General features: G+C 62.2%; 12 protein-coding genes. 7 read left to right on the top strand and 5 right to left on the bottom strand.

Annotation, left to right across the window (positions count from 1 at the left end; genetic code table 11):
- Positions 1 to 12 precede the first annotated feature (12 nt).
- The gene (gene amaB / locus ACR3XE_RS12060; protein ID WP_473699952.1) at positions 13 to 1,533 is read left to right on the top strand and encodes an L-piperidine-6-carboxylate dehydrogenase; all 1,521 of its coding nucleotides are present in this window, start codon (positions 13 to 15) and stop codon (positions 1,531 to 1,533) included.
- Here amaB and ACR3XE_RS12055 read toward each other — a convergent pair.
- Complete coding sequence (locus ACR3XE_RS12055) at positions 1,530 to 3,035, bottom strand: acetyl-CoA acetyltransferase (protein WP_473699953.1); 1,506 nt, start codon at positions 3,033 to 3,035, stop codon at positions 1,530 to 1,532. The two genes, amaB and ACR3XE_RS12055, sit on opposite strands and share 4 nt — an antisense overlap.
- Before the next feature lie 3 nt (positions 3,036 to 3,038).
- On the bottom strand, positions 3,039 to 3,842 hold the full coding sequence (locus tag ACR3XE_RS12050) for a crotonase/enoyl-CoA hydratase family protein (protein ID WP_473699954.1): 804 nt from the start codon (positions 3,840 to 3,842) through the stop codon (positions 3,039 to 3,041).
- Positions 3,843 to 4,017: 175 nt separating this feature from the next.
- On the opposite strand from ACR3XE_RS12050, the gene ACR3XE_RS12045 reads away from it, so the two are divergent.
- Together ACR3XE_RS12045 and ACR3XE_RS12040 are read left to right on the top strand one after the other, a co-directional pair.
- Complete coding sequence (locus tag ACR3XE_RS12045; RefSeq protein ID WP_473699955.1) at positions 4,018 to 4,881, top strand: acyl-CoA dehydrogenase family protein; 864 nt, start codon at positions 4,018 to 4,020, stop codon at positions 4,879 to 4,881.
- A complete protein-coding gene (locus ACR3XE_RS12040; protein WP_473699956.1) occupies positions 4,878 to 5,138 on the top strand; it encodes an acyl-CoA dehydrogenase family protein in 261 nt (86 codons plus the stop codon). Before ACR3XE_RS12045 ends, ACR3XE_RS12040 begins: the two co-directional genes overlap by 4 nt.
- Positions 5,139 to 5,154: 16 nt before the next feature.
- Here ACR3XE_RS12040 and fsa read toward each other — a convergent pair whose 3' ends face one another.
- A complete protein-coding gene (gene fsa / locus ACR3XE_RS12035) occupies positions 5,155 to 5,808 on the bottom strand; it encodes a fructose-6-phosphate aldolase (protein ID WP_473699957.1) in 654 nt (217 codons plus the stop codon).
- Between the two features lie 152 nt (positions 5,809 to 5,960).
- Here fsa and radA point away from each other — a divergent pair, with 152 nt between their 5' ends.
- Genes radA through ACR3XE_RS12015 form a run of 4 tightly spaced genes read left to right on the top strand, consistent with a single transcriptional unit; the run spans position 5,961 to position 10,168 of the window.
- Complete coding sequence (radA, locus tag ACR3XE_RS12030) at positions 5,961 to 7,325, top strand: DNA repair protein RadA (protein WP_473699958.1); 1,365 nt, start codon at positions 5,961 to 5,963, stop codon at positions 7,323 to 7,325.
- Between the two features lie 10 nt (positions 7,326 to 7,335).
- Complete coding sequence (locus tag ACR3XE_RS12025) at positions 7,336 to 7,896, top strand: CvpA family protein (protein WP_473699959.1); 561 nt, start codon at positions 7,336 to 7,338, stop codon at positions 7,894 to 7,896.
- Positions 7,893 to 8,327, top strand: a complete 435-nt coding sequence (locus ACR3XE_RS12020) for an iron-sulfur cluster assembly scaffold protein (RefSeq protein ID WP_473699960.1) — start codon at positions 7,893 to 7,895, stop codon at positions 8,325 to 8,327. Before ACR3XE_RS12025 ends, ACR3XE_RS12020 begins: the two co-directional genes overlap by 4 nt.
- Positions 8,324 to 10,168, top strand: a complete 1,845-nt coding sequence (locus tag ACR3XE_RS12015) for a cation:proton antiporter domain-containing protein (protein ID WP_486185766.1) — start codon at positions 8,324 to 8,326, stop codon at positions 10,166 to 10,168. Before ACR3XE_RS12020 ends, ACR3XE_RS12015 begins: the two co-directional genes overlap by 4 nt.
- A gap of 20 nt (positions 10,169 to 10,188) precedes the next feature.
- Here ACR3XE_RS12015 and aroB read toward each other — a convergent pair whose 3' ends face one another.
- Positions 10,189 to 11,283 carry a 3-dehydroquinate synthase gene (gene aroB / locus ACR3XE_RS12010; protein WP_486185765.1) on the bottom strand — a complete coding sequence of 365 codons (1,095 nt, stop codon included), beginning with the start codon at positions 11,281 to 11,283 and terminating at the stop codon, positions 10,189 to 10,191.
- Positions 11,271 to 11,834 (bottom strand): shikimate kinase, encoded by a 564-nt coding sequence (locus ACR3XE_RS12005; protein ID WP_473699961.1) that lies wholly within the window; start codon positions 11,832 to 11,834, stop codon positions 11,271 to 11,273. Before ACR3XE_RS12005 ends, aroB begins: the two co-directional genes overlap by 13 nt.
- Positions 11,835 to 11,840: the final 6 nt, after the last annotated feature.

The raw sequence follows: 11,840 nt of genomic DNA, 5'->3' as shown, positions 1-11,840 counted from the left end.
AAAGGAATTTACATGGCCGATTTGGGCAAAGAACTGGCGCAATTGCTCGATTCACTGGGGGTGAAGCGGAGCGACTGGACCGGTGGCGACAGGGTGTCGAACAGCCCGATAAGCGGCGAAGAGATTGCGCGCACACACAATAGCGATGCTGCCGCTATCAACCAATGCCTGTCCCGCGCGCAGGCGGCGTTTGCCGAATGGCGGCAGGTTCCCGGACCCCAACGCGGCGAGCTGGTGCGGCTATGGGGCGAGGAATTGCGCGCTGCCAAGGATGATCTGGCGCGGCTGGTGACAATAGAGGCCGGTAAAATCCCGTCCGAAGGCGCGGGCGAAGTGCAGGAAATGATCGACATTTGCGACTTTGCCGTCGGGTTGTCGCGTCAGCTTTACGGACTGACGATTGCGACCGAACGGCCGGGGCACCGGATGATGGAAAGCTGGCACCCGCTGGGCGTCATCGGGGTGATTTCGGCGTTCAACTTTCCGGTGGCGGTGTGGGCGTGGAATGCCGCACTGGCGCTGGTATGCGGCAATGCGGTGGTGTGGAAACCATCGGAAAAGACGCCGCTGACGGCAATCGCTGTGCAAGCGGTGTTTGCGCGTGCGGTGGCGCGGTTTGGCGCCGCGCCCGCCGGATTGTCGCAGACGCTGATCGGGGACCGCGCGGTCGGCGAGGCGCTGGTCGATGATACCCGTGTGGCGCTGGTTTCGGCGACCGGATCGACGCGCATGGGTCGCGCCGTGGCGCCGCGACTGGCATCACGCTTTGCCCGCGCGATATTGGAACTGGGCGGCAATAATGGTGCGATTGTCTGCCCGTCCGCCGATCAGGATCTGGCGTTGCGCGCTGTCGCCTTTGGCGCGATGGGAACGGCGGGACAACGGTGCACCTCGACGCGCCGTCTGTTCGTTCATAGCGACATTTACGACGCCTTTGTGCCGCGCCTGAAGGCGGCCTTTGCCAGCGTGTCGGTGGGCAACCCGTTGACCAGTGACGCTCTGGTCGGGCCGTTGATCGACGGTGCGGCGTTCGATGCGATGCAGGCTGCGCTGAAGGTGGCCGCGATGGAAGGCGGGCATGTGCAGGGCGGCGAGCGGGTGACGGGCGACGGCATTGGTGAGGGGGCCTATTATGTGCGCCCGGCGCTGGTCGAAATGCCGACGCAAGTGGGGCCGGTGTTGCAGGAGACGTTTGCGCCGATTCTCTATGTCATGCGCTACACCGATTTCGACGCCGCCATTGCAGAGCATAATGCGGTTGCTGCGGGTCTGTCGTCGGCGATCTTTACCCGCGACCTGCGCGAGGCGGAGCGCTTTCTGGCCGTCAATGGATCCGACTGCGGGATCAGCAACGTCAATATCGGCACATCGGGGGCTGAAATCGGCGGAGCGTTTGGCGGTGAAAAGGAAACCGGCGGCGGGCGCGAGTCAGGCTCCGATGCATGGAAAGCCTATATGCGCCGCGCGACCAATACGATCAATTATTCGGATGCCCTGCCGCTGGCACAGGGGGTGTCGTTCGAGATTGGTTAGGGCGCCCGCCAGCCATAGCCTTCATCCAGCACCACAATCTGTCCCGCTGTGCCCACAGGTTCTACCGCGCCGTCGGTCAGGAAGGCGACCATCACGGCATCGCCCACATCGACATGCGCTAGCGTTCGGGCGCCATCGGGGGTCTGTGCGACAATGACCCCGCCTTTGGGCGCGCCATCGCGGGCATAGAAGATGGTATAGGTTTCGATTGTCGCGGGACCGCTATAATCCTGCACCAGATCCGGCACGGAATCGCGCAGCGCGTCGGCTTCGGCCTGATAGTCGAAATCTTGCGGAAAACTGGCGGCGGCAATTGGCTCGCTCCCCAGGACGATGCAATGATTGTCGGTGGCATAGCCGCCATTCGCGAACAAAAAACCAAAGCGTCCGGAAAAACGCAGCCGGTCGACCATAGAGACGACGGCATGGCTCATATAATTGGCGATCGGTCCGCCGCCAAAGGTTAGCCCGCCAAAGACGGTCGCGGGCTTGTCGACCGGCCAGCCCAGCGTGCGCCGCGCCATTTTTGGAACGCAGGGGAAGCAGCTGTATAGCTCGACCAGATCAAGGTCATCGACTGTCAGGGCGTTGAGGTTCAGCGTTTGTTGGATGCTGGTGTCCATGCTGACGCTGCGGTCAAAGCGGTCGCGGGCGAGGATGCTCGCGGGTTCCTTGGCCGCCGCGCCCATGCCGACATAGATCATCCGCGATTCGGCCACTCCGCGCCGCCGCGCCTCGGCCAGACTGGCGATAATGAAGCCCGCGCCCTGATTGACCGAGCTGTTGGCGACCATCAGCTTGTTATAGGGAAAGGCAATGGCGCGGTTGCGCGGGGAGACCGTCAATATGTCCTTGGGGCTACTGGGACGTCGTATCCACGCCCCGTCATTGGCGGCGGCGACTTCGGAAAATTGCGTCCAGATGGCGGCGCTTTCATCCTGCGCCTCGGTCAGGCTCTGCCCATAGGCGGCGCGACCGGCATTTTCGTATAGCGGATAAATGTCGACCGGCGCCGATAGGCCATGTTGCTTTGCATAGCTGGGGTCGCGGCGCTGTGACACGGCGCGCACTGCGTTATAGCTCTTGTCTTCGCCTGACGCTTGGCGCGCGGCGCGGCCCGCCGCCGTGCGCAGCGCTTCGCCGCCGACCACGGCTGCGAGGCTTATCTCGCCCGCGCCGATGCGGTTCGCAGCTTCGTTGAGCAGGCGGATCGGGGTGTCGCCATGCGGTGCTTCGGACTGGTAATTGACCGATGGACTGGCCCCGATGGCGGCGGCGAGCGGCGCGCATAAATTGCCGAGCGCGCGAAAACTGATCTGGTCGACGATGGCGAGGCTGTCGAGTTCGGTCAGGAGTGGCGTGCCGACGTCGGCCTCTGCAATGAACAGTGCCTCGACCATCAACCCCAGCGAATTGAGGCCTTTGTCCGGATCGTCGGGGCGATCGTTCAACTGTCCGACGCCGATGATAACGGGGACGCGTTCGGGATCTGTCATCGCCATGACTCAGCGTGCCTTCCACACCGGGCTGCGCTTTTCGGCGAAGGCGCGCGGGCCTTCGCGCGCGTCCTCCGATTGCATCAACTGGGTGCGTTCGCGGGTGTTTGCGGCCCAGAAAGTCGCATCGCTGGCGATGGTGCCATCCTCTATCCCCAGTGCCACACGTTTGGATGTCTGCACCGACAGCGGCGCATTGGCCGCGATTTTTTCGGCCAGCGCAAAGGCGGTGTCGAGCAACTGGTCGAGCGGAACCACTGCATTGACTAGTCCCATCTCCGCCGCGCGCTGGGCTGTAAACATTTCGCCGGTCAGCATATATTCCATCGCCAGTTTGCGCGGCAATTGCTGGACAAGACGGAACGCACCGCCTGCTGCGGCGAACAGGCCGACCTTAACCTCTGGCAGGCCAAAGCGGGCGTGATCGGCGGCGACGATCAGGTCGCTCATCAAAGCAATCTCGCATCCTCCGCCCAGGGCAAAGCCGTTGACCGCCGCGATAATCGGTTTTGAAATCGGATGTTGGACCATCCCGCCAAAGCCCCATGCCTGTTGCGTCTTATCGGCGGGCGCGAGCAATTCGCCACGCGACAGCGCCACCAGATCAGCCCCCGCGCAAAAGCTTTTGTCACCCGCACCGGTGATAATCACCACGCGAATTTCGGGGTCGCTCTCGGCCTCCTCCAGCGCGGTGCCCAGCCCCACATGCAGCGCGGCATTGACCGCATTGCGCGCTTCGGGCCGGTTCAGCGTGACGAGCAGGATATGCCCGCGTCGTTCGGTCAGCACGGCGGGCGCGGCGGTTTCGGACATGCATATTCTCCTGAAGACGACCCGCTATTTGCGGTCACACTATCACCGCATCCGCTATCGAACGAAGTTGACGTCCACGTCAACCGGCTTAGGTGAGGAAGGGAAAAGGGGAACGCCCATGGCGAACCAGCATATGCCGCCGCAGCGGACCATTGATGCCGATTAAGAAGTTGCCTTGCTCGACGCGATCCAGAAATGGGTCGACAAAGAAGTGCGCCCGGTCGTCCAAAAATATGACCATGACGATGTCTGGCCCGAAGAGATCGTCCATCAGATGGCCGAGATGGGGTTGTTCGGTGCGACCATTGGTCAGGATTATGGCGGGCTGGGGCTGCCGGCGGTCACTTATGCCAAGATTGTCGCGCTGATTTCTTCGCACTGGGTGGCGATTACCGGCATTCTCAATTCGCACCTGATTATGGCGAGCGCGGTCGAGCGATTTGGCACGGCGGCACAGCGCGACCATTGGCTGCCGCAATTCGCCAACGGCGCCATTCGCGGCGGGCTGGCGCTGACCGAGCCCAATGCCGGAACCGATTTGCAGGCGATCCGCACCACCGCCGCGCGTGACGGTGACGATTATGTCATCAATGGCACCAAAACCTGGATTTCGAACGGTTTGAACGGCAGTTGCTTTGCACTGCTGGTCAAAACCGATGCCAAAGCCGATCCGCGTTATACGGGCATGAGCCTCATGATCGCGCCCAAGGGCGAGGGGTTTACCACCGGCAAGAAGTTCAAGAAACTGGGCTATAATGCCATCGACACAGCCGAGCTGATTTTCGACAATTATCGAATTCCCGCCGACCATCTGATCGGTGAGGTCGAAGGGCAGGGGTTCTTTCAGGCGACCGGCGGGCTGGAACTTGGGCGGATCAATGTTGCGGCGCGCGGGGTTGGAGTCGCCGAGGGCGCGCTGAGGCTGGCGACCGAATATGCGCAAGTGCGCGAAACCATGGGCAAGCCGATTGCCGAGCATCAGGCGATCCAACTGAAGATCGGCGACATGGTGACACGCGCGCGCGCCGCGGGCTTTTGACCTTTGATGCCGCCGCTGCCTATGATCGCGGCGACCGCTGCGATCTGGAAGCCGGAATGGCCAAATATTTCGCATCAGAAGCAGCGGTGAGCAACAGCCAAGAAGCGATGCGGATTTTTGGCGGTTATGGCTATTCGAAGGAATATGACGTCGAACGGCTATACCGCGACGCCATTTTCCTGTGCATCGCCGAAGGCACCAACGAGATGCAACGGATCATCATTTCAAAGCAGTGGGTGAAGGCTCACCTGGCCTAAGCAGGCCGTCAGTGCTTCAGCTGATCGACTGACCGGTCTTGGCCCAATCGGCGAGGAAGCCTTCGATGCCCTTGTCGGTCAATATATGCTTGAACAATCCCTTAATGACGGCGGGCGGCGCGGTCATCACATCTGCGCCGATCTTGGCGGCTTCCAGCACATGCATCCCGTGGCGGACGCTGGCGACGAGGATTTCGGTGCGATAGGCGTAATTGTCATAGATGAGCCGGATGTCGGCGATTAGCTGCATCCCGTCAAACCCATTGTCGTCATGACGCCCGACGAAGGGCGAAACAAATGTCGCGCCGGCCTTGGCCGCGAGCAGCGCCTGGTTCGCCGAGAAGCAGAGCGTGACATTGACCATCGTGCCCTCGCCGGTCAGCGCCTTGCAGGTTTTCAGGCCGTCGATGGTCAGTGGCACCTTGATGCAGACATTGTCGGCGATCTTGCGGAGGACTTCGGCCTCTTTCATCATCGTTGCGTGGTCGAGCGCGACGACTTCGGCCGACACAGGCCCATCGGTCAGCGCGCAGATTTCTTTGGTGACTTCCATGAAATCACGACCCGACTTGGCGATCAGCGACGGGTTGGTGGTGACGCCATCGAGCAGGCCGGTCGCGGCCAATTCCTTGATGTCGGCGATTTCGGCGGTGTCGGCAAAGAATTTCATGGTGGGGTGCGTTCCTTCATTAGGGCGATTCGGGTGCTCCTGACCGCCTTAGAACAATGATAGGAAAAACTACACTATCGGGCCTTGCTTCGTCGTCATGACGGCGTCAGAAACCGCTGGCGTTCCGTATTTGTTCTGAATATAGAAGCCGCATGGCCAAAGCAAAACGTCAATATGTCTGTCAGAATTGCGGGACTGTCGCCTATCGCTGGCAGGGGCAGTGCGACGATTGTGCCGAATGGAACACTTTGGTCGAAGAGGCCGCAGAAACGGTGTTTTCGGCCAAACATAATCTGCGCGCGGGCGGACGGAAAATTGCGTTGGAGACGCTCGATTCCGATGTTCCGCTGCCCGACCGCATGGCGTGCGGCATCGCCGAATTTGATCGCGCGCTGGGTGGCGGCTTTGTGGCGGGGTCGGCGACACTGATCGGCGGCGATCCGGGGATCGGCAAATCGACCTTGCTGTTACAAGCGGCGGGGCGGCTGGCGCTGTCGGGCAAGTCGGTCGTCTATATCAGCGGCGAAGAAGCGGCGGCGCAGGTGCGGCTTCGCGCGCAACGGCTGGGTCTGGGCGCGGCCAAAGTGTTACTCGCCAGCGCGACATCGGTGCGCGACATATTGGCGACGCTCGACGGTGCGGCGACGCCTGACTTTCTGGTCATCGATTCGATCCAGACGATGCACAGCGACCTGATCGAGGGCGCGCCGGGGACGGTGAGTCAGGTGCGAGCCAGCGCGCAAGAGCTTATCCGCTTTGCCAAGGACAGCCATTGTGCGCTGGTGCTGGTCGGCCATGTGACCAAAGATGGCAGCATCGCGGGGCCGCGTGTGCTGGAGCATATGGTCGATACGGTGCTGGCGTTTGAGGGCGAGCGCAGTCATCAGTATCGCATTTTGCGCGCGGTCAAGAACCGTTTTGGCGGCACCGATGAAATCGGCGTCTTCTCGATGGAAGAAAGCGGGCTGAGCGAGGTGGCTAACCCGTCGAGTCTGTTTTTGACCAACCGCAGCCGCGATGTGCCGGGCGCGGTGGTGTTTCCGGCGCTGGAAGGCACGCGACCGGTGCTGGTCGAAGTGCAAGCGTTGACGGTGCGATTGGCGAGCGGGGCGACACCGCGCCGTGCGGTTGTCGGATGGGACAGCGGACGGCTGGCGATGATCTTGGCGGTGCTGGAGGCGCGATGCGGCCTGTCGATGACGTCGGCTGAGGTGTATCTGAATATTGCCGGTGGCTATCGGCTGACCGACCCCGCTGCCGATCTGGCGGTGGCGGCGGCGCTGGTGTCGGCTTTTACCGAGCGACCGGTGCCCGCCGACAGCATCGGTTTTGGCGAGGTATCGCTGTCGGGCGAAGTGCGTCCGGTTGCCCATGCTCCGCTGCGGCTGCGTGAGGCGGCAAAGCTTGGTTTTTCCAAGGCTTGGGGTCCGAAGGGCATGAAATCGGTCGGCGGAATTTCGGTCACGGGTTTCGAGCGGCTTGGCGAACTCGTTGACCTGATGCTCGGTCGCGATTAGCGCAGCCCTTATGGGTAGTTTGACGGCTTTGGATATTGTCGTGCTGACGTTGGTCGGTGGCGGCGCGATATTGGGATTCTCACGCGGGTTGGTGCAGGAAGTGTTGAGCTTGCTCGCCTGGGTGTTGGCGATTGCGGCGGTGCGCTTGTTTCACGCGCCGGTCAGCAATGCGATTACGGGTCGGGTCGGGTCCGAAGGCGGGGCCGCGATGCTCAGCTTTGTTTTGCTGTTCGGGGTGGTGTTCTTCCTCGGGAAATGGATATCGCGCTCGATCGGCGATCGCAGCCGCCGGTCGTTGATCGGCGGGTTCGACCGTGGGCTGGGTGCGGGTTTTGGCGCGATCAAAGGCCTGTTGCTGGCGACGATCGGCTTTATGACGCTGACTTTGCTCTATGATATTGGCTATGGCAAACAGGCGCAGCCGGCCTGGGTGACGGGCAGTCGCACCTATCCGGCGCTCAGCGCGACCAGCGCAGCGGCGAGCGAGATTATTGCCGAGCGGCGCAAAGAAGCGCGCGAGGCTGATGAAGATCCACCAGAAGAAGCAACGCCCGCGAAAAAAGCGTCATGACGGCGCCACTATATAATCGCGACATATTGGCGCTGGCGGTGGCGAGCGCCGACTTTCCGCCACTGAGTGACACGTCGCTATCCGCCGATGTCCGCGCGCCCTTATGCGGCAGCCGCATCCATCTGGATCTCGACCGCGACGCGGCGGGACAGGTGACGCGGGTCGGCATGAAGGTCGAGGCGTGCGCTTTGGGGCAGGCGGCTGCGACATTGTTTGCACGCCATGCGGAGGGACGGTCACTGGCAGAGATTGCCGCCACGCGCGCCGCCATCGCCGATTGGTTTGGCGGCGGCTCCGATGTGCCCGACTGGCCGGGCTTTGCTCTGCTCGCTCCGGCGCGCGACTTTCCGGCGCGGCATGGGGCGATTCTGCTGCCCTTTGACGCGGCGATAAAGGCGCTCGGCGGGCCGCAACCGGCGGTGTCTGCATGAGCTTATTGGTCGCCGCTGTCGCCGCAACGGCCGAAAATCCGACGCAAGTGATGTTGGTCGAAGCTGCGATCCTGTTGGGTGTGGCGACGTTGTTCGTGCTTATTTTTCGCCGTCTCGGCTTGGGCGCGGTGCTGGGCTATTTGATTGCGGGGGCATTGGTCGGGCCGCACGGGCTGGCGCTGGTCGGCGGCGGCGAATCAAAGCTGGCCTTTGCCGAACTGGGCATCGCTTTTCTGTTGTTCCTCGTCGGGCTGGAATTGCACCCGCGTCGTTTGTGGGAATTGCGCCGCGCCATTTTCGGATTGGGCTTGGTACAGGTGGTCGTTACCGGCCTGATTTTGACCGCCCTGATCCTCGCCTTTCTGGGGTTCAGCTGGCAGGCGGCGCTGGCGCTCGGGCTGCCGCTGGCCTTGTCATCGACGGCGCAGGTGTTGCCCGGCATGAAGGCGTCGGGCCGGATCAATTCGCCTTTTGGGGAAAAAGCCTTTTCGATCCTGCTGTTTCAGGATCTGGCCATCGTGCCGATGATTACCATCGTCGCCGCGCTGTCGCGTGCCCCCGCCGACGCCTCGGCCCCGCCGGGCTGGCTGATGGCGATTTATACCGTGGCGGCTATTGCTGGACTGGTGTTGGCGGGGCGCTTCATCCTCAATCCGCTGCTCCGCCTTGTCGGGCGTTATGGCGAGCGCGAATTATTTGTCGTCGTCGGGCTGCTCACCGTATTGGCGAGCGCTGCGTTGATGCACAGCCTGCATTTGTCGACCGCGCTGGGCGCTTTTGTCGCGGGCGTGATGCTGGCCGACTCTCCCTATCGGCACGAGATAGAGGCCGATGTCGAACCCTTCCGCCTCATCCTGCTCGGGTTGTTTTTCCTGGCCGTTGGTATGGTGCTCGACCTTGACGTCGTCATGTCTCGCCCGTTGCTGATCCTCGGGCTGGCATTGGGCTTGGTCGCGGTCAAACTGACGGTGTTGACCGGGGTTGCGCGTCTTTTCGGCATGTCGTGGAAAGCGGCGCTCGGGCTAGGATTGCTGCTCAGTCAGGGCGGTGAATTCGGCTTCCTGTTGTTCACACAAGCGTCCGACGCGCTGCTGATTGCGCCAGAGGCGGCCAGCCTGTTCAGCGCGGTGGTGACGCTGTCGATGGTGACGACGCCGTTCCTGATGCTGTTCGCCCGCAACCTGGAATTTGCCCCCGACCGCGATGGTGCCGAAATGGAAGGCCCCGATTCGGCTCCGCGCGGGTCGGCCATCATTGTCGGGCATGGCCGGTTCGGGCAGATCGTGGCGCAAATGATGCACGCGGTCGACTGTTCGGTGACGCTGATCGATAAAAAGCCCAGCCAGATCGAGCTGTCGGGCCGGTTCGACACCAAAGTCTATTTTGGCGACGGGCTGCGGCTCGACCTGCTGCGCCGCGCGGGGGCCGAAGAAGCGCGGCTCATCATATTTTGCATCGATGACCGGACCATGGATGCCGACGCCTTGCGGCCGGTTGTCGAGGCCTTTCCCGATGCGCGGGTGCTGGCGCGGGTTTATGACCGGCGTCAGTTGCTGGCGGTTGATGGCGCGGGATTGACCGCAACGGTGCGCGAAGCGTTTGAAAGCTCGATTGCGTTGGGTTTGGCGGCCTTGCAACAGCTTGACGTCGACCCCGCCGAAATCGAGGATATAGAAATGGCGCTACGCCAGCTCGACAGCGCGCGCCTCGATGCTCAGATTAGCGAAGGCGATGTCAGCGCGGGCATGGACCATCGTTTCCATCCCGGTGCGGGACGACAGGCCGCCAGTGTCTTGGAATCGCTGCGCGAACGGCGACGCGCCAGCAAGGCCGCACACTAAACCAGCGAGATAGACGGCTATTACCGATCCAGAAAATCGGCCACCAGATCCAACCCGTAAACATCGGTGACAAAGGCTTGCCCGATGCCGCGCGAAAGGATCAACGGCAGTTTGCCGCCGCGAACCTTTTTGTCATGTGCCATATGACCGGCCAGCGTTGCGCCGGTCGCCTGAACTCCGGCGCTCGCCAGATCATGCGGCAGGCCGACAGCGGCAAGATGGGCGACGACACGGCGCGCGTCGGCGGCGACGCACAATCCCTGTTCGGCGGAAAAGCCATAAGCAAGCGCCATGCCCGCCGCGACCGCTTCGCCGTGGAGCAGCTTGTCCGAATAGCCGGTCTCTGCCTCCAGCGCGTGACCAAAGCTGTGACCGAGGTTGAGCAGCGCGCGCACATCTTGCGTTTCGCGTTCGTCGGCGGCGACGATGCGCGCTTTGGCGGTGACGCTGTGGGCGATGGCATGGTGCTGTGCGGCGCGGTCGCCGGCCAGCAAGGCGCTCCCATTTGCCTCGCACCAGCCAAAAAAGTCCGCGTCATCGATCAGGCCATATTTGACGACTTCGGCGTATCCGGCGCGCAGTTCGCGTGCGGGCAGGGTGGACAGGGTGGCGGGGTCGATGACGACCAGCGCCGGTTGGTGGAAAGCCCCGATCAGATTCTTGCCCGCCGCGACGTTGATCGCGGTCTTGCCGCCAACGCTGCTGTCGACCTGCGCCAGTAAAGTCGTCGGCACCTGGATGAAATGACAGCCGCGTTTGACGATGCTGCACGCAAATCCGACCAGATCGCCGATGACGCCGCCGCCAAGCGCGACAACATGGTCGCCGCGTTCCACGCCCTCGGCAATCAGCCATTCTGTGACGCGTGCCAAACCGGTCCAGCTTTTGCTGCTCTCTCCGGGATCGAGCACCAATGTTGAAACGGTAATATCCGCCGCATCCAGTGCTTTTTTCGCGGTCGCGAGGTGATGGTCGGCGACATGGGAATCGGTAATCAGTGCAACTTTGGGCCGATTGAGCAACGGCGCGATCTGCTGGCCCAAATCGCCAATCAGTCCGTTCCCTATGATGATGGGATAGCGGCGCTCGCCAAGCTCGACCGTTATTTTGTGCATGTTGCCAAGGCCTCCAAAATGGCGCGGACGGTATGTTCGTGCGGACTGCTACCGGAACTGACGCGCAAATGAGCCTCGGCATAGATGGGATTGCGAATCGCCGCGAGGTCGCGCAGCACGGTTCCTGCATCGCGGCCCTTGAGCAGCGGGCGGTGGCTGCGACGACCAACGCGCTCGACCAGCGTGTCTATGTCGGCATCGAGCCAGACGCAGATACTGTCACGAAGAATCAGCGCGCGCGTTTCATCGTTGATAAAGGCGCCGCCGCCGGTCGCCAGCACCAATGGCTTGCCCGACAATAGCCGCGCAATGACGCGCCGTTCGCCATCGCGAAAATGTTCTTCGCCGAAACGGTCGAAAATATCGGCAATACTCAGCGCCGCTGCGTGCTCAATCTCGTCGTCGGCATCGGCAAATCGCATCCCGAGACGAGCGGCGAGGCGTCGGCCCACGGTCGATTTGCCCGATCCCATCAATCCGACAAGCACGATCGACCGGTCACGGATTGTTGCCGGCAGGGCGCTGGAATGGCTTTTCGGGTTTCGCGTCATGTCAGG

It is taken from the genome of Sphingopyxis sp. 10G20-10, assembly GCF_057365075.1.
Note: the sequence above shows the minus strand (reverse complement) of the source record. Positions and strands in the feature narration are given on the sequence as shown.